At 65.0% G+C, this 17,585-nt stretch carries 13 protein-coding genes; 6 read left to right on the top strand and 7 right to left on the bottom strand.

Annotated features, from left to right (window positions below; all coding sequences use genetic code 11):
• Positions 1-312: 312 nt before the first annotated feature.
• Genes QEN71_RS35030 through QEN71_RS35020 form a run of 3 tightly spaced genes read right to left on the bottom strand, consistent with a single transcriptional unit; the run spans position 313 to position 6,475 of the window.
• A complete protein-coding gene (locus QEN71_RS35030) occupies positions 313-1,968 on the bottom strand; it encodes an efflux transporter outer membrane subunit (protein WP_233471920.1) in 1,656 nt (551 codons plus the stop codon).
• Between the two features lie 8 nt (positions 1,969-1,976).
• Positions 1,977-5,174, bottom strand: coding sequence for an efflux RND transporter permease subunit (locus tag QEN71_RS35025; protein ID WP_201651980.1), 3,198 nt, complete (start codon positions 5,172-5,174; stop codon positions 1,977-1,979).
• Between the two features lie 8 nt (positions 5,175-5,182).
• On the bottom strand, positions 5,183-6,475 hold the full coding sequence (locus QEN71_RS35020; RefSeq protein WP_201651982.1) for an efflux RND transporter periplasmic adaptor subunit: 1,293 nt from the start codon (positions 6,473-6,475) through the stop codon (positions 5,183-5,185).
• A gap of 1,038 nt (positions 6,476-7,513) precedes the next feature.
• Here QEN71_RS35020 and QEN71_RS35015 point away from each other — a divergent pair.
• From QEN71_RS35015 to QEN71_RS35005, 3 genes are all read left to right on the top strand, one after another.
• A complete protein-coding gene (locus tag QEN71_RS35015; RefSeq protein WP_201651984.1) occupies positions 7,514-7,984 on the top strand; it encodes a hypothetical protein in 471 nt (156 codons plus the stop codon).
• A 414-nt stretch (positions 7,985-8,398) separates the two neighbouring features.
• Positions 8,399-9,106 (top strand): response regulator, encoded by a 708-nt coding sequence (locus tag QEN71_RS35010; RefSeq protein WP_201651986.1) that lies wholly within the window; start codon positions 8,399-8,401, stop codon positions 9,104-9,106.
• Positions 9,107-9,185: 79 nt separating this feature from the next.
• Positions 9,186-10,328, top strand: coding sequence for an ATP-binding protein (locus tag QEN71_RS35005; protein WP_201651988.1), 1,143 nt, complete (start codon positions 9,186-9,188; stop codon positions 10,326-10,328).
• Between the two features lie 184 nt (positions 10,329-10,512).
• On the opposite strand, the gene QEN71_RS35000 is transcribed toward QEN71_RS35005, so the two are convergent.
• The 3 genes from QEN71_RS35000 to QEN71_RS34990 all read right to left on the bottom strand — a co-directional run bounded on the left by QEN71_RS35000 (position 10,513) and on the right by QEN71_RS34990 (position 14,364).
• Positions 10,513-11,463, bottom strand: a complete 951-nt coding sequence (locus tag QEN71_RS35000; protein WP_201651990.1) for a hypothetical protein — start codon at positions 11,461-11,463, stop codon at positions 10,513-10,515.
• 40 nt (positions 11,464-11,503) lie between these two features.
• Positions 11,504-13,837 (bottom strand): patatin-like phospholipase family protein, encoded by a 2,334-nt coding sequence (locus tag QEN71_RS34995; RefSeq protein WP_201651992.1) that lies wholly within the window; start codon positions 13,835-13,837, stop codon positions 11,504-11,506.
• A 287-nt stretch (positions 13,838-14,124) separates the two neighbouring features.
• On the bottom strand, positions 14,125-14,364 hold the full coding sequence (locus QEN71_RS34990) for a hypothetical protein (protein ID WP_233471922.1): 240 nt from the start codon (positions 14,362-14,364) through the stop codon (positions 14,125-14,127).
• A 477-nt stretch (positions 14,365-14,841) separates the two neighbouring features.
• Between QEN71_RS34990 and QEN71_RS34985 the strand changes: the two genes are divergently transcribed.
• From QEN71_RS34985 to QEN71_RS34975, 3 genes are read left to right on the top strand one after another with little or no spacing between them, the layout of a single operon-like run.
• Positions 14,842-15,066 carry a hypothetical protein gene (locus QEN71_RS34985; protein ID WP_201651996.1) on the top strand — a complete coding sequence of 75 codons (225 nt, stop codon included), beginning with the start codon at positions 14,842-14,844 and terminating at the stop codon, positions 15,064-15,066.
• Positions 15,067-15,075: 9 nt separating this feature from the next.
• Positions 15,076-15,612 (top strand): glycoside hydrolase family 73 protein, encoded by a 537-nt coding sequence (locus tag QEN71_RS34980; protein ID WP_201651998.1) that lies wholly within the window; start codon positions 15,076-15,078, stop codon positions 15,610-15,612.
• Positions 15,609-15,974, top strand: coding sequence for a hypothetical protein (locus QEN71_RS34975; protein WP_201652000.1), 366 nt, complete (start codon positions 15,609-15,611; stop codon positions 15,972-15,974). The genes QEN71_RS34980 and QEN71_RS34975 overlap by 4 nt, the downstream gene beginning before the upstream one ends.
• Here the strand turns inward: QEN71_RS34975 and QEN71_RS34970 are convergent.
• Positions 15,971-17,521 carry a class I tRNA ligase family protein gene (locus QEN71_RS34970; protein ID WP_201652002.1) on the bottom strand — a complete coding sequence of 517 codons (1,551 nt, stop codon included), beginning with the start codon at positions 17,519-17,521 and terminating at the stop codon, positions 15,971-15,973. The genes QEN71_RS34975 and QEN71_RS34970 overlap by 4 nt on opposite strands.
• Between the last annotated feature and the right edge of the window lie 64 nt (positions 17,522-17,585).

Here is a 17,585-nt window from a genome sequence, read left to right as displayed (position 1 = left end):
CGAAGCCCGTCGGCCCTGTCGGGACGATGCGTGCGTGGCTGGACGCGTTCGCGAGGGCGCAGGGCTGGTAGAGAACGGTTGAAGGAGAACATGCGATCCCAGACGGATTCGCGTACGATCCATGCCAGCCGTTTGAGGCTCCTGATCGAGGGTGACGTCGGCGTTCCCGAGGTGAGTTCAGACCGGCGATCCCATCAGTCGTACGGTCACGCGCCGTCCGTCTGATGGGGATAACTGATCGGGTTAGGTGTTGGCGTCCGGCAGGCGGGACTCAGCCAACGGGGTATCGTGAGGCCGTATCTTCCACCATCATCATTCTGCAGTCCTGTGCACGTGGGGCCCGGTATGCGAGTCGATGACTTCGGGCGTGACGGTATCGATCTGTCCATCCCAGCCGCCGCCCAGCGCCTTGTTCAGCGCGATGTAGTCCGTCGTCACCGCGACCCGGCTCATCACCATCGCGTCTTCCGCCGAGTACAGCGAGCGCTCCGCCGTGAGCACCTCAAGAAAGCCCGTCGAGCCCGCGCCATACAGGGCGCGGGCGATGGTCAGCGCCTGCCGGTACGCATCGACCGACGCCTGCAGCGCCTGCCCCCTGTCCGTCTCCCGGGACAGCGCGACCGTCGCATTCTCGACGTCCTTCAGCGCCGTCAGCACGGCGGACTGGTACGCGATGAAATACTGGTCGCGCACGGCCTGCGCGACCTCGACCGCGGCCTTGAGCCTGCCGCCGTTGAAAAGCGGGATGGTGACGGACGGGCCGAACGACCAGCCGATCGACGAACGTCTTGCCAGATCGCCGAACTGCGTGCCCGAGGTCGTCACCGTGCCCGTGAGGCTCACGCTCGGGTAGCGGGCCGCCTCCGCCTGTCCCACCTTCGCGGTGTACTGCGCGTACTGGCGCTCGGCGAGTCGCACGTCCGGGCGCGCCAGCAGCACATCGGCCGGCACGCCGACGGGAATCGGCAGCGCGGGCGTGGGAATCTGTTCCACCCTGCTCATCTGTTCGAGCAGCGCTTCAGGTGTGCGCCCCGTCAGCACGGACAGGCTGTGCACCGCCTGCAGGTACGAGGTTTCGAGCGCGGGTATGGTGGCGAGCGTAGTCTGCGCCTGGCCCTCGGCGTTGGCGGGATCCAGCGCCGAGGACACGCCCGCTTCGTATTTCATGCGCGTGATCTTCGCGGTCTGCTCCTGGGAGGCGGCCGTGCCGCGTGCGAGCGCAATGCGCGCCTGATAGCCGCGCGCCTGGACATAGTAGGACGTCACATCGCCGACCAGCGTCAGCAGCGTTGCGCGCAGACTCCATTGCGCCGCATCCAGTCCATAGCCGGCCGACTCGAGCGCGCGGCGGTTCGCGCCGAACAGATCGAGCTCCCAGCTCGCATCCAGCCCGGCCTGGAAGATGTTGGCGGGACTCTGCGTCGACAGGGTCCGCGACGACGTCGTTCCGCCCGCGCTGCTGGAGCTGCTGGAGCCACTGGCGCCGCTCGAAAGCGCGTTCGAGCCGCTGCCCGAGCGCAAGGCGCTGCCCGTGGCCCGCAGCACCGGGTAGAGCGAACCGCCCGCCTGCTGGTAGGAGGCGCGCGCCTCGCGCACTTTTGCCCTGGCGGTCGCGACGTCGAGATTGCCGCTGACCGCCTCGTTCACGAGCGCGTTGAGCACCGGGTCGTTCAGCCGCTCCCACCACCGGGTCAGCTCCGGACGGGCCGTACGTTGCACGTTGTCCGCCGCGGTCCAGTTCCCGGGCACGTGCGCCGCCGGCTTCACAAAATCCGGACCCACCGCACAGCCGCCCAGCACCATCACACCGATGGCCGCACCGACTGTCGCGACCACGACCTTGACCCGTTCTATCCGCTTGATCTGCTTTATTCGCTTTATCGACTTCACCCGATTCACCATGAGATGTCCGTTCTGTTTGTCGCGCGTTTCCGGCTTCGCCCCCGCGCGTTTCACGATGCTTTGCATACCTGAGTTCATGACCGGCCGTCTGCGCCATCCGGCCGCGTTCGCGCGACGTCGCCATTGAAAGGGCCTGCTCCGGATTCCGTCTCATCACGGTCGGGCGACTTCCCCGGAAAGAGGCGGCGCACGGCGACAAACAGCAGGGGCACGAAAAACACTCCCAGCAGCGTGGCGGCGATCATCCCGCCCATCACCCCGATGCCGATCGCGTTCTGCGCACCGGAGCCCGGCCCCGTGGCCATCGCCAGCGGCGCGACGCCGAGGATGAACGCGAACGACGTCATCAGGATCGGGCGCAGCCGCTGTCGCGCCGCGTCGAGCGTCGCGTCAAGCAGGCCCGCGCCGTGCGCGATGCGCTCGAGCGCGAACTCGACGATCAGGATCGCGTTCTTGGCCGCAAGCCCGATGGTGGTCAGCAGACCCACCTTGAAATAGACGTCGTTGGCCTGCCCGAAGAGCAGCGCCGCGAGCAGCGCGCCCGCGATGCCCACGGGCACCGACAGCATCACGGCGAGCGGAATGGACCAGCTCTCGTAGAGCGCCGCGAGGCACAGGAAGACGACAAGCACCGAGATCGCGTACAGCGCCGCGGCCTGGTTGCCCGAGAGCCGCTCCTGGAAAGAGAGACCCGTCCATTCATGACTGAAACCCACCGGCAGCTTCGAGACGAGCTCGTCGATGCCGTCCATCGCCGCGCCCGAACTGGTGCCAGGCGCGCTCTCGCCCTGGATCTGGACGGCCGCCATGCCGTTGTAGCGTTCGAGGCGCGCCGGGCCGTACGTCCACCTGCCGCTCGCGAACGACGAGAACGGGACCATCGTGCCCGTCGCATTGCGCACGTACCACCCGTCAAGATCCTGCGGCTGCATCCGGAAGCGCGCATCCGACTGCACGTAGACTTTCTTGACGCGGCCGCGGTCGATGAAGTCGTTGACATAGTCACTGCCCCATGCGACCGACAGGGTCGTGTTCACGTCGGAGAGGTTCAGCCCGAGCGCGCTGGCTCTGCCCTGATCGATGTCGATTGCGAACTGCGGCGTGTATTCCTGGCCATTGGGCCGTGTGTTGGCCAGGCGCCCGTCGCCCGAGGCGGCACGCAGCAGTGCATCGCGCGCCGCCATCAGTTTTGCGCGCCCCAGCCCCGTCGCATCTTCCAGAAAGAAGTCAAAGCCGCTGGAGGTGCCCATCCCTTCGATGGCGGGCGGCAGCAGCGCGAAAACCTGTGCGTCCCGGATGCCGGCGAACGCCGCCGACGCGCGTTGCGCCACGGCCCCCGCCGACAGGCGCGAGGCGCGACGCGATCCGAAATCCTTCAGGCGGATGAAGGCCATGCCGACGTTCTGCCCGGAGCCACCGAAGCCGAAGCCCGACACCGTCATGACACCCTCGACGGCCTCCTTCTCCTGATCGAGGTAGTAACGGGTGACCTGCTCAAGAACGCGCTCGGTGCGCTCATGCATGGCGCCCGGTGGCAACTGCACCACGGTGACCAGGATGCCCTGATCCTCGGTGGGCAGGAACGATCCGGGCAGACGCGCGAACATCCACACGGTGGCCGCGACCAGCACGGCAAAGAGCATCAGGAAGCGGCGGCTGCGCGCAATGAGCGTACCGACACCCGTGCGATAGCGCGCCGAGTAACGGTTGAACGTGCGATTGAACCAGCCCGAAAAACCGTGCGTGCTGCCGTGGCCGCGCGCGTGATGGTCCGGGCGCTTCAGGATGGTTGCGCACAGGGCGGGCGTCAGGATGAGCGCGACCATCACGGACAGCAGCATCGCTGTGACGATCGTGACCGAGAACTGCCGGTAGATAACGCCCGTCGCACCGGAGAAGAACGCCATCGGCACGAACACGGCCGACAGCACGGTCGCAATCCCGATCAGCGCACCCGTGATCTCGCGCATCGATTTGCGCGTGGCCTCGCGTGGCGACAGGTTCTCTTCGGCCATCACGCGCTCAACGTTCTCCACCACCACAATGGCGTCATCCACCAGCAGGCCGATGGCCAGCACCATCGCGAACATCGTGAGCGTATTGATCGAATAGCCGAACGCCGCCAGCACGCCCAGCGTGCCGAGCAGCACGACGGGAATCGCCAGCGCCGGAACCAGCGTCGCGCGCACGTTCTGCAGGAACACCAGCATCACGACGAACACCAGCACGATCGCCTCGATCAGCGTCTTGACCACCTCATGGATCGAGAGCGTCACGAAGGGCGTCGTGTCGTACGGGTAGAAGACCTTCACGCCCGGGGGCAGCGTTCCCGAGAGCCTGTCGATGGCCTGCCTGACGGCGGTGGCCGTCGCGATCGCATTGGCGCCCGTCGCGAGATTGACGCCCAGACCCGAGGCCGGCATGCCGTTGTAGCGCGACACGAAAGTGTAGTTCTCCGCGCCCAGCTCGATGCGCGCCACATCCTTCAGGCGCACGACGGCGCCGTCGGTCGAGCTCTTGACGATCACCTCGCCAAACTGCGCGGTCGTCTGCAGACGGCCCTGCGCGATGACGGTGGCGTTCATCTGCTGGCCACCCGCCGCCGGTTGCGCGCCCAGTTGCCCGGCCGCGATCTGCACGTTCTGCGCTTTCAGGGCGGACTGCACGTCGCCCGGCATCAGCGAATACTGGGCAAGCCGCTCGGGATCCAGCCAGATCCGCATCGCGTAGCCGGCGCCGAACAGCTGCGTGTTGCCCACGCCCGGCGTTCGCTTGATCGTGTCGTTGAGCGTGCTGTTGACGTAGTCATCGAGATCGGTCGGCGTGAGCTTGCCATCCGTCGACGCAATGCCGATCACCATCAGGAAGCTCGACGAGGACTTCGTCACGGTCAGGCCCGTGCTCTGCACAATCGTCGGCAGTTGCGACGTCACCAGTTGCAGCTTGTTCTGCACCTGCATCTGGGCGACGTCCGCGTTGGCCGCATTGGTGAAAGTCAGCGCAATCTGCACCTCGCCCGTGGAACTGGAGCTCGCGCTCATGTACTGGAGATTGTCGAGTCCCGTCATGCCCTGCTCGATGATGCGGGTGACGGAATTCTCAACGGTCTGGGCGTCCGCCCCCGGATAGGTGGCCATCACCGAAATCGCGGTCGGTGCGATCTCCGGATACTGGGCAACGGAAAGCGTACGCAGCGCGAGCAGCCCCCCGAGCATGACGACGATCGCGATCACCCAGGCGAAGACGGGCCGTCTGATAAAGAATTCGGACATCGCGGCGCTCAGCTCCCGTGCTTCTGGTGATCAACGGGCGCCGACGACGACTTCTGTACGGGCGGCCTCGCGCCCGGGGTCGCCGGGAGCGCTGGCGTGGCTGGCGTGGCTTGGGCAGCCGGCGTTGGCTGGGCTGCCGGCAGCGCCCGTACGCTGCCCGTCTCGCTATCCACCGCGACCCTGACGGGGGTGACGGCATCGCCCTGGCGCACCTGCTGCGCGCCTTCCACAATGATCTGGTCGCCGTCTGTCAGCCCCGTCTGGACCAGCCAGTCATTGCCTACCGGCCGGGCGTCCGGCAGCACACGCTCCACCACCTTGCCGTTGCCCACCAGCAGCGCGGTGGCTTCTCCCTGCGCATTGCGGCTCACGGCCCTTTGCGGAACCAGAAACCCGTGCGGCACGATGCCCTCCTCGATGCGCGCGCGCACGTACATGCCAGGCAACAGCAGCCGCGCCGGGTTACGCAGCACGGCGCGCAGGGTGTAGGTGCCCGTCACCGCATTCACGGTGGACTCGGAGAACGCGAGGCTCCCCGCGAGCGGATACTCGGTTCCGTTCTCGAGTTTGAGCTTCACGCTGACGGTCCCGCCCGCCGTACGCAGCCGGCCGGCCTCGATGGCCTGACGCAGGCTGATCAGGCTCGCGCTCGATTGCGTCAGATCCACATACACGGTGTCGATCTGCTGGATGGTGGCGAGCGCCGTCGTCTGGCTCGCGGTCACGAGCGCGCCGGGCGTGAGCGATGAGCGTCCGATGCGCCCGGAAATGGGCGCGCGCACGGTGGTGAATTCGAGATTGATCCGCGCGGTCTCGACAGCCGCTTTCGCGACGGCGACGTTAGCCCGCGCCTGCGCCAGCGTATCCTTTGCGTCTTCAAAGTCCTGCCGGCTCACGGCGTTGTGCGTGACGAGATCCCCATAACGCGAGACCTTCGATTCGGCGCCCGGCACGGCGGCAAGCGCCTTCACCAGATTCGCCTGTGCGCTCTCGTACGCGGCCTCATAGGTGGCGGGATCGATCCGGTAGAGCGGCTGCCCCGCCCTGACCTCACTGCCCTCCTCAAAAAGCCGCTTCTGGATGAGGCCTGCAACCTGCGGCCGCACTTCGGCCTCAAGCGAAGCCACCACCCGTCCGGGCAACACCGTCGACACCGGCACGGGCCGGGCCTGCAGCGTGACGACGCTCACGGGCACGCCGGGCGCTACATTCGCTTCACTGCTTCCAGCCTTTCCCTTGCAGGCCGCGAGCGCCAGCACCATCGCCGCAGCCAGTCCTGTCATCTTTCCGTCGATTTTCATGTCGCTTTGTCTGTTGTCGGTCACCACCGCCGGCAACGGGTTTGTCGCGGATACGACGGGTCAGCCCGGCCAGCGTCGCCATCTTCGTCGTTGGCAATCCAGTGAATATCCAGAACATGTCGCGATTGGATGGAGCGTCTTTTCGCATGCCTTACAGAAATTATTGAGATCGCGTGCAGATACTGAAAGCATCGCGCCGATGGCGAGCGGCCACAGCGTGACGAGGGGCATGAAGGGGGCATGGAAGGTACGTGGCGCGGGTGCATGACGCAAACGCAGGGCGCAGATGTACGGCGCAGATGTACCGCCCTGATCTACGACGCACGGGCAGCAAATAAAAAACCGACCCCTGAGAGAGGGTCGGCAAACAGGCTACAGTCCGTTATCGCGCGCCGCTGAAGCCCCCAGGTTCACGGCGCACACACCGGTCCCTACTTCGGACCGTCGCCTGGACGGGTTATCCGCTGGCGCCTGACGACCTGGTCGTTTCTCATCCAGGAAACGCCCAGGGCGTGCGTGATGGTCTGGTCCATCACGTCCCTTCGGTCCTCAGGCGTCGCAACGGCCCACGTGTTGCCGCTGGCATCCCGCCAGCGGCTGGTCTCCCGGCTTCAACCACCAAGGCTGATCGACCTCTCGATCCTGCTTCAGAAAACACACGCGCCTTTCCCGCGGACGGGCCGCGTCCCGATGCTGTTTGCCGCGCGACCTCACGGATGCGGTCATCGCGGACATTGCTGTCATCTCCCTGGTACACCTGCCTGTCGTTGCGGCCCGTTGTTGCTGCCCGCGCCTGCTGCCTGTCGCGGGAAGCGGCACGGCGTTCACTCTGGCGCGAAAACATCCAGATCCCGTGGACGGACTGTGCAGACACGATCGAGTCACATGACGCACCCCTGCCGTGTTGATCGGGCCTTGATATGTTTAGCGGGCGCGCATACGCCGACGACAAAACACGACAATTCTCGAAATATCTCTACCCCACACGACGTAGCGCGCGGCTAGCATTGTCTGTCGCCATGCCTGTCGGAGCTCCACGTGACCGCACAACGAATCGACATGACCCGGGCCTTTCCGCCGTGGTTCATGAACATCGACCACGAAACCCGCTCACGCGAGGCGAGACAACCCGAAGGCCGTAACGGTGGCAATCGTGCCGGTGATGGCGATGGTGCTGGTCATGGCGATGATGGATCCCTTCTTCCACCATGCGGCGCCGTTCCGCTGCTCACGCAGGCCGGACTGGGCCGACGCCTTGCGCTGTCGATGTGCCTGGTGTCAGTGATCAGCGCGTTGCTCGCATTTTTTGCGCTCTCCTTCATGCACGGACAGTGCCATCGGCGCACGTCGCCTGCAGCGACGTCCTCCGTGCCGCCTTCAGCGACGTCCTCGGTGCCGACATCCGTGATGTCATCCGTCACGATCAGCAGCCCGAAGTCTTCGCCCGTCCCGTGCCCCGGTCAGCTCCGTCCGGTCCCGGCGCAGTGTCAGGTGGCTGGATCGCGCTGAACTGTCAAGGCCCTGAATTGTCGAGTTTTGTCGCGCCGTGTGGAGAACGCGCCACGGATCGGCTATGCTTGCGACCCGGCGCGCTGCATCGGGCGGCGTGCCGCACAATCCGTCTTCGCTGGCGGATCGCCGGGGGATCGCCTCACGCGCGCGCACGCGCTCCACGCGCGCGACACGGGCTGTATCATCGCCACAGGATTCCTGACCGATCGCTAAACGGTCCCTGCACGGCCGATGTGGCCGGCGTATATCCGGACCGGCCGCGGGACGGCGATCCCATACAGAAGTCACCATACAGAAGTCACCATACAGAAGTCACCATACAGAAGTCACCGTACAGAATTCAACGTACAGAACTCAACGTACAGAACTCAACGTACAGAACTCAACGTGCCCCGCCCAGGGCGATTCACCATGACTTTCCGGATCCTCCTCGTCGAAGACGATATCCGCCTCTCCGCGCTCGTCGCCGGCTACCTGCGCAAACACGACTATGAGGTCGACACCGTCCTGCACGGCAATGAGGCGGTGCCGGCAATCCTGAAGGGGCGACCGGACCTCGTGATTCTCGACGTCAACCTGCCAGGCAAGGATGGCTTCCAGATCTGCCGCGAGGCGCGTGAACGATACAGCGGCGTGATCATCATGGTCACCGCCCGCGACGAGCAGTTCGACGAGGTGCTGGGTCTTGAATTCGGCGCCGACGACTACGTTCACAAACCCGTCGAACCCCGGGTGCTGCTCGCACGGATCAAGGCCCAGTTGCGCCGTGCGGCGGCCCGCAACGCCGACGCGCCCGACGGGCAGGAGCGCTACAGGTTCGGCGGCTTCGAGATCAATCGCGTCACGCGCACCGTCACGCTGCCGGACGCAAGCCAGCCCGAACTGACCTCCGCCGAATTCGATCTGCTGTGGGCGCTGGCGAGTTGCGCGGGCGAAGTCGTCAGCCGCGACGAGCTGATGCGCCGGTTGCGCGGGATCGAATTCGACGGAATGGATCGCGCGATCGACGGCGGCATCTCGAAGCTGCGCAGAAAACTGCGCGACGATTGCGGTGGCCCGCAGCACATCAAGACAATACGCGGCAAGGGCTACCTCTTCAGCAAGCTGGCCTGGGAATGAACGCGTCCCTTCCGATGGCGTCCATCCTGAACGCGTCGGCCCGAGGGCGGACGCCGCGCCTCTGTGGCGACACACCGACATGACCACCACCGCGCAAAGACTGACTGTATTTCGCTACTGCAGATGGCGCTTTCTGCGCTTTCGCCGTTCATGGACCGACACGCGCGCCGACCGCGTGCCCAGCTGGTCCCGGCTCTATCTGCGCGTCTACCTGCGCCTGCTGTTCCTGGTGCTGCTGACGGCCGCCGTCCCGCTGCTTGCGCTGTGCTGGGCGCTATCGTTCGCGGTCGTCCTGCATGCGTTGAGCCCGGCCGTTCACGTCGCGCCGGTGCTCGGCGTCCTGGGCGTGCTTCTGGGCGCGCCGGCACTGGCCGCCTGGGGGTGGATGCGGCCTGTCTGGCTGGATCTCGTCATGGTGCGCGAGCGCGCGATCGATTTCACGGGCGGGCGCTTTAACACGCGCGCACGCGAATCGCACAGCGTCATCATCGGTCCGCTCGCACGGACGCTGAACGCCCTCGCCCAGCGCATGGAACGACTGATCGCAGCACAGCGCGATCTCACCAACGGCATTTCACATGAGCTGCGCACGCCGCTCGCGCGCATCCGCTTTGCACTGGAAAGTCTGCGCGAACCGTCATCCGCGCAAGAGCACGCCAGCGCGCTCGAGAGTATCGGTGCCGATGTGACGGAGCTCGACGAACTGATCGACATGAGCCTGACCTATGCGCGGCTTGAATACAGTTCGCTGCAATCGAATCTCGAACCAACCACGGTGGCCACCTGGTTCGACTCGCAGGTTCGCGACGCGACGCTCCTCTACGATGACAGGGAGATTGTCCGGCAGGTGAACATCGATCCCTCCCTGCGCGTGATCATGGACCGGCGGCTCATGTCCTACGCGATGCGCAACCTGCTGCGCAACGCAAGCCGGTACGCCCGCGCGCGCATCGTGGTGGGACTGTCGGTACGACACGGCAACGTCCACATCTTTGTCGAGGACGACGGCGATGGCGTGCCGGAAAGTGAGCGCCTGCGGATCTTCGACGCATTCGTGCGGCTCGACCGGAACACGGGCGGATATGGCCTGGGCCTCGCGATCACGCAACAGGTGTTGCGCGCCCACAAGGGGCGCATCGAGGCAACGGAACCCCAGATCCTGGGCGGCGCACGGTTCGAACTGAGCTGGCCCGCAAAGGGCGTCGTGGAGCGCGGGCGATGATCACGATGTGAAGATCGCGATGTGAAGACAGGGATATGAAACACGGACCGGACATTCATCGTCTCCCGTCACGGATTCATCGCCCACGTGATGCACGCTCAGGCAATCCCCTGCACGCTGTCAGGCTCCGATGTCAAGGCGCGCGGGGCCGCTGCCGTGTCGCCCGTATCGCAGCACGACGGGATTACTGATCCAGTTTTCTCAGCATGAATCCCGAGGACCACACGGGCGCCCAGTGGACGATCGCCTCCCACTGTTCGTTCGAGACCAGATTCTTGCTGACGATGGCCGAAACCAGCCCACCGTCAGGATGGAACACCAGTGGATGACCGTCGAGGCTGTGGATGAGAATCACCTGCGGCAGGCTACGGTCCTGCAGGTAACGGGGGTTCCGGCAAAGCACGACTTCTGACGCGTGCAGGTTGTCGCTGTTCGACAGGCGACGCGCGACGTTATCACCCGGGTATCCGCAGTCATCGAGTTGATAGAACCGCACGTTGTCCCCGTCGTACATCCTGACCCGTGCGGAGGTCTTGCCGTGTTCGTCGACAGGCAGGAACCGGATGTCGATGCGCGTCGAGTGTGTGTTCGGGTAGGAAAACTGGTCCACCACGCTGTAGCTGCCACTCATCTGCGACAGCACGGCTGGGTCCGAGGGGACGATGGCGCATCCAGCGAGGCTGGCAAGGCTGGCGAGGGCGCCAACGACAGATGCAAGGCGCGTCACATTCCGTATCTTCAAGGTCTTTTCCTGCGCAACGGGGATTTTTTCTGCGGAACGGGGATGCCCGGATCTGCAACCGGCTTGATGCCCCGGGACAGACAGGTGCCGGCGCTGGCTTTGCCCGGATTCTTTCGTCCCGGGTATCGTGCAGCGGACTCGCCGCGGCCCCGCTCCCTGAAGCCATGACATCGGCATGCGGGAGAAAAAATTCAGGCTGTTGCGGAAAAAAAACTGACATGCGGGTCGCCATCGATGCGCGGCTACCCCGAACATCGCCGGCGTACCCTCAGTCGACAGTTCCAGCCACATCCCCTCGCGAAGACTGCCGGCGACTGCGAGGCGCTCTTTGCCGGAACGTTGCCGGCCAGCCTGCGCCGATCCGAGACCCGGTGACACGTCGCGCGCTGCCATTGATCCCGTTCGCGCCACGATTCGCGCGCCAGTCCACGCGTCAGTACGTGTGCCCCAGCTGGATATAGAAATTGTTGCGCCCGCCCGGTGCAAACGCCGCCCCCACGTAGACGGGTCCAAACGAGGTCGTCGCGCTCATAAAAAAGGTGATGCTGCGCTTGAGCGGGCCGCCGCCATTCTGGATGTTGCCTTGCCAGACATTGCCCGCCTCGAGGCTCATCCCCGCAAACAGGCCGCGGATCGGCGAGGCGTCGAAGACGGCCAGCCGGTTCATGTAGGTGACCTGTCCGTATAGCATCGAATTACCCGCGAGCTGATCGGTCGCATACGCCGACAGGTGCTGGAACCCACCGAGGGTGAAGCCGAACGGATTGATGGGATTCACGCTGCCAAAGTCGTTCCCCGCCTCGATGCCCGCTGTGATGCTATGACGCCCGTAGCTCGCGGCAACAAGGCCTTTACCATACGCCTCCGTAAAGCTGTTGGTCTGCGTGAAGAGTGAGCGCTCCACCCGCAGTTCCGCAAAATAGCCCCTGCGCGGAAAGAGCGAATCGTCGAGCTGGTCGATCACGAGTCTCGCCCGCGCCGTCAGCTGGCGGCCATAGATATCCGGAAACAGCAGCGAGGTCGTCCCGTCGTCGTTCTCCTGCAGCGTGTTGTACTGCGGAGAGGAATAACCGTGCGCGTAGGCCAGCCCGATGCGGAAGTCACCCAGGTTCGACAGCGGCAATCCGAAATCGAGCCCCGCGCGCTCGGTCTGCTGCCGGTACTGGGTCAGCTTGACCCACGGATCGTCCTGGTAGATGTTGACGTAGCGGCGCTCGAACTCCACGTAGGGCGCAACGTAGTAGCCAAACGCCCCTGACAACGGTTGCCGCAGTTCTGCGTGCAGGCTGAGCCGGTCGCTGCCGAGCGTGGTGTCGATGCGCCCCTCGAGACCCGACGCGGTGAGCCACGGGCGGCGATAGCCGAGATGCAGCCGGAAGCTGCCGTCATCCGTCGAGCCCGTCGACAGGCCGAGTCCGAACAGCAGGAAATTCGGCCCCCATGATTTCTCGCGCGCGTCGATCACCAGTGTGTTGTCCGCGCCGTCGCTGACGAGCTTCTGTGTCACGGTGTCGAAGTCCCCCGACGTCGTGAGCGCGAGCAGATCCCGGTTGAGCGCGGTCGAATCGTACACGTCGCCCGCACGAACCGGCAACGCGTCGAGAATGCGCTGTTTCGGCACGGCGCCGTGGCCGCGAATCTCGATACGCGTGATGTGGATCTGGCGGCTGCCAGGCGAGCCATGCGCCGCGCGCCATGCGGCGTATTGCGCAGGCTGCAATGCCAGGCGCTGAAGCCTGGGCAGCGCCGCGCGCGCCGCGGCCTCGCCCGCTGCAATGGCCTGGTTTGCGTGCGCGAAATCGGTAAACGTCAGCGTGCCGAGCGCCGGTTCGATCAGCACGTCGCCTCGCGTGAGTTCCTTGCGCTGGCGTGCGACGTTCTGGTGAATCAGGATGCCGATCATCTGCTGCATCACGTCCGCAGGCGAGGCCATCGCATCGAGGGGCCGCAGCGGCGAGCCGATGTCCACGGCAATGATCGTTTTTGCGCCCATGCCGCGCGCCGTTTCGACGGGCAGGTTGCTCACGATGCCGCCATCGATGAGCGTGCGGCCATCGACCTCTGTCGGCGCAAAGAGTCCGGGCAGCGCGATGCTGGCGCGAATGGCCTGCGACAGCGAGCCGCGATCGAGCACGACCTTCTGTCCGGTCTGCAGATCGGTGGCGATCGCACGATAGGGAATCGGCAATCTGTCGAAGGACAGATCGCCCGGCACATCCGACGTCCAGTCCTGCAGCAGCGACTGCAGACGGTTGCCCTGCACGAGACCGGCCGGCAGCCGCAGACCATTGCTGCCGAAGCCGAGCGTCAGGCTGTTCACGTAGAGGCGTTCGTCCTCGCGCTGCTTTTGCGACAGGTCCGCGCGCTCGGTGACGTCAAACGCGATATCCGCGAGATTGATCCCTGCGAGATGATGTTCGATGTCCGTCGCCGTCATCCCGCTGGCGTACAGCCCGCCCACCACCGAGCCCATGCTCGTGGCCGCGATGCAATCGACGGGAATGCGGTTTTCCTCCAGCACCTTGAGCACGCCAAGATGCGCGTAACCGCGCGCGCCGCCGCCGGAGAGAACCAGACCGACCGACGGACGACCGGGCTCCGCCGTGCAGGCTGCTGCTCCGTTCGCGTTCGCATGCGCGCACAGCGTCAGGAGCAACCATACGGGGAGTTGCGTTGCACAGCGCAGCCGGGTGGCCAGTCGCGTCGTCAGTCGGGTGGTGAGTCCATGCCGCCTGGCAGGCCGCCTCCGGGCTCCTTGTTGTCGCATCGCCGCTGGCCACATCGGTCTTCTGGTTTTGAGAAAAGGTGGAAGTCTATACAGTTTGTGTGACCCGCGGAAGGCTCAGACGGGTCCGCAACAGGGCTGCCTGAGGGACCGCGCCAGCATGGCTGGTCACCATCCTTTCATTTGCCGCGGCAGATGACTTACAGGTTGATTCAGATTGGATTCCTATGTAATCCATCGGCCTCGCGTCAAGTGAACAGGTCGCGCCCGCCAGAAATAAAATTTCAACTCCGGGAGGTCGGCGAAGATGCCCACGCACACAGCGCACCCTATGGTGAATCCGAGCCCGGCCGCGCCGGCGGTGGCTGCTCCGGCTGTTCCGCGGCAGGCTCGTAACGGTCCCTGAAGTCCCGATCCTTCATCGGCCACGCCACGCCCGACACGTCCGTGACAATCCAGTCGCCGGGTTCCACCTCGCGCCACCCCTCAGGCGTCGCCATGACCCACCGGTTGTCCCGGCGCTCGACCAGCGCATGGTCGCCGGGCACGAGCCACCGGGTCGCATCCACCTCCGCACTCCGTTTCCGAAAACGCATTCCCTTTTCCCACACAAGCGGCCAGACGGCTTCCTGCCATGTTTGCCCCGATTCAGCTCGGGCATCGTGTTTCCCAGCACGCCAGACCGTCACGACCGGCGGCGCCACGCGCACTTTGTCGCGACTCCGTCCAGAATGTGTTGATTTATTGTGCAGATATGATGGAGTGGGGCCGCTGTCCGGGCCCCCCGCCCGGCCAGCGGCGGGCGATCCGCTCGCCTTTCCGTTCTATTGAAATGTTTTCAGCAGGACTCCTGCCGTTTAACACTTCGCGACCACGTGCCGGTGTGGCTCTGTCCAGCATTCGTCCAGAATGCGTTTAGCATTTGTGGACGCATTGTGTGCATCCGATGGAGTTGCTCCAGCGCCGCGTTCGTGGGCAGTTTCGCTCTTGCCTGCTGCGTTGGGATTGTGGCAATCTTGACTATCTTCTGACGATATGCGCCACGCATGAACCATCTCGCCACCCTGCCACCCAAACAACGCTTCCTCGCCGCGCTCGTCTGCCTGCCGCTCATGTACCTCGTCGTCAAGGCGCTCGCATTGGGACTGACCTGGGCCGCCACCCGCGACAGCATCCTGCCCGTTGTCCTGGTGGGCGTCGCGGGCATCCTCGCGCTCGTGAACGCGCAGCGCATCGCCGCGTCGATCGTCACGCTGTTCCAGCGTCAGTAGGCCCTCGCCATGCCGCCGCCGTCAACACCCCGTCATCACGCGAGCGCTCATCCGCCCCGCCATCCCCGGCAGCGTCGCGACCCGCCCGTCTACGTGCAGTCCTTTATCGACACGCATCTGGAGGCGGCGCAGTCCATCCAGCGCCGGTACCAGGTGCCCGCCGGCGTCCTGCTCGCGCAGGCAGCGCTCGAAAGTAACTGGGGCCGCTCGGTGGTGGGCAACGCGTATTTCGGCGTAAAAGGCCAGGCGCCTTCCGGCGCGAGCACAACCTTCACGACGCACGAGGTCGTCAACGGCCGCGCCATCACGATCAACGACGCGTTTCGCGCCTACGGCAGCTTCGAAGAGGCCGCCGAAGACTACGCAAAAATGCTCCGCAACAATCCCGCTTTCCGCACGTGCTTCCTGTACACCAGCAGTTCACAGTTTGCCGTGGCCGTCGCGCGCAACGGCTATGCGACAGACCCCGCCTACCGTGCCAAACTTAACGCCATCATCCGCGCGCACGACCTCGATCAGTACGACAACCGCCGGGCGGACCGATGATACGTCGCGCACTTGACGCCGCACGCGCGGCCGCACTTTTTGCGTTGCTGGCAGGCGCGCACGTCTGGGCGGCCGGCACCGCCATCGATTCGGGCGATGCCGCCGCCACCCGGGCCGCTGACATCACGCGCGACTACGGTCTGTCGAAGGACAAGACCGAATGTCTGCTGTTCGACACGGCCGACAAGGGACGCTACTTCCTTGTCCGCGTGCGCGAGAATCATTCCGCATCCTGTGGCGGTGAGCCGGGTGTGTCGCCAGTGCTGTTCTTCCTCAGGATTCGCAAGCGCGATGGCTACACCGTCACCACGGCCTATGACGGTGAGCGGTATCGACCGCTGAAGGCGCGCAGCAACGACTAGCGCGACATCGTCGGGCCAGCGACGCCCGCCTCGCGTCGCTTCGGAAACAGGATCCCCTGTCTCACGCCGGCGCCCGCGGTCACACCCTCGCCCCAAGGTACGTTCCACCCCGGTTCACCGCCATCGCCCAGCAGCGCACGCAGTTGCCCCATGCTCGCCGGCATCACCGGCGACAGCAGGCTGGACACCGCGTGCAGCCCCTCGAGCAGCGTATGCAGTACGGTATCCAGCCGCTTCGCGAGCGCTGGATCTTTCGCCAGCGTCCACGGCGCGCTGGTCGCGACATAGCCGTTCAGCGCCGTCACAAACGCCATCACCTGCTCGACGGCGCGCCCCAGCTTCATCTCTTCGACCAGCATCAGCACGACCTCAGGCAGCGACGCCGCGCGGGCCATGATCGCCTCTTCGCCCGCCGTGTATGCGCCTGGCGCAGGCACAATTCCGGCGCGATACCGATGCACCATCGCGAGCGTCCGGCTCACGAGGTTACCCAGATCGTCCGCCAGATCCCGGTTCAGGCGCTGTTCAATAACCTCGTTGGTGATGATGCCGTCGAAGCCGAAACTGACTTCGCGCACGAGTGCGTAGCGCAGCGCGTCCACGCCAAAGGTCTGCGCCGCCGCCAGCGGATCGACGCCGTTGCCCAGCGACTTGCTCATCTTGCGCCCGTCCGCGCCGAGCAGGTGTCCCGACACCAGCAGACGCCGGTACGGCGTGATCCCCAGCGCGTGCGTCATGGCCAGCCAGAACAGCGTGTGCGTGCGCAGGATGTCCTTGCCGATCACATGCGTGGCCGACGGCCAGTAGTGCGTAAAATCCGCGCCGTCCGGGTAGCCCAGCGGTGACACGTAGCTGAGCAGCGCATCGAACCAGACGTAGGTCACGTGCGAAGCATCCCACGGAATCGGGATGCCCCATGCGAGTCGCTCTACCGGTCGCGAGATGCTCAGATCACCGATCGGCTCCTCTAGCAACCTCAGGATTTCGTGACGGTATTGCGCGGGCTGGATAAGGTCCGGCGTGTCCCGCAAGAGCCGCCTCATCCACTCGCGATGCACCTCCATCCGGAAAAAGTAATTCGACTCGCGACGCACAACGGGCGGCTCACGGTCCTCGGGCAGTTTGCCGTTCACCAGTTCCTTCTCTGTCACGAACCGCTCCTGGCCCACCGAGTACAGCCCTTCGTAGTCAGCCAGATAGATCTCGCCCGCCTCGTACAACCGGGTCAGACACGCCGACACCACCCGCGAGTGCGCCGCGGAACTCGTGCGCACAAACACATCCGACCCCACCGCCAGGCGCCGCCATGCGTCTTCAAAGCTGCGTGCATGGCGTTGCGCGAATGCGTCCGGCGCCTCGTTCGCCTGCATCGCCGCCTTCGCGATCTTCTCGCCGTGTTCGTCGGCACCTGTGAGCAGCACAACCTGATGGCCCGCCGCACGCAGGTAGCGCGCCATGATGTCGGCGTGGATGCTCGCGTACGCGTGTCCCAGGTGCGGCCGGTCGTTCACGTAGTAGATCGGCGTCGTGATGTAACGATACGTCATGACGTTTTCCCCTCATCAAGCAAAAAGGGACGCCCCGTGGCGTCCCTTTTATGGATAAACAAAG

Origin of the sequence: Paraburkholderia sabiae, assembly GCF_030412785.1 — a bacterium.
Classification (GTDB): domain Bacteria; phylum Pseudomonadota; class Gammaproteobacteria; order Burkholderiales; family Burkholderiaceae; genus Paraburkholderia; species Paraburkholderia sabiae.
The sequence above is the reverse complement of the archived record's forward strand: the minus strand, read 5'-3'. Positions and strand labels throughout refer to the sequence as shown.

Bases quoted from the DNA above. Each gene is read 5' to 3' on its own strand.
- QEN71_RS35025 (WP_201651980.1), bottom strand. From the start codon at position 5,174: ATGTCCGAATTCTTTATCAGACGGCCCGTCTTCGCCTGGGTGATCGCG.
- QEN71_RS35020 (WP_201651982.1), bottom strand. From the start codon at position 6,475: ATGAAAATCGACGGAAAGATGACAGGACTGGCTGCGGCGATGGTGCTG.
- QEN71_RS35000 (WP_201651990.1), bottom strand. From the start codon at position 11,463: ATGGCAGCGCGCGACGTGTCACCGGGTCTCGGATCGGCGCAGGCTGGC.
- QEN71_RS35005 (WP_201651988.1), top strand. From the start codon at position 9,186: ATGACCACCACCGCGCAAAGACTGACTGTATTTCGCTACTGCAGATGG.
- QEN71_RS34985 (WP_201651996.1), top strand. From the start codon at position 14,842: ATGAACCATCTCGCCACCCTGCCACCCAAACAACGCTTCCTCGCCGCG.
- QEN71_RS34995 (WP_201651992.1), bottom strand. From the start codon at position 13,837: ATGCGACAACAAGGAGCCCGGAGGCGGCCTGCCAGGCGGCATGGACTC.
- QEN71_RS35010 (WP_201651986.1), top strand. From the start codon at position 8,399: ATGACTTTCCGGATCCTCCTCGTCGAAGACGATATCCGCCTCTCCGCG.
- QEN71_RS34980 (WP_201651998.1), top strand. From the start codon at position 15,076: ATGCCGCCGCCGTCAACACCCCGTCATCACGCGAGCGCTCATCCGCCC.
- QEN71_RS35030 (WP_233471920.1), bottom strand. From the start codon at position 1,968: ATGCAAAGCATCGTGAAACGCGCGGGGGCGAAGCCGGAAACGCGCGAC.
- QEN71_RS34970 (WP_201652002.1), bottom strand. From the start codon at position 17,521: ATGACGTATCGTTACATCACGACGCCGATCTACTACGTGAACGACCGG.
- QEN71_RS34975 (WP_201652000.1), top strand. From the start codon at position 15,609: ATGATACGTCGCGCACTTGACGCCGCACGCGCGGCCGCACTTTTTGCG.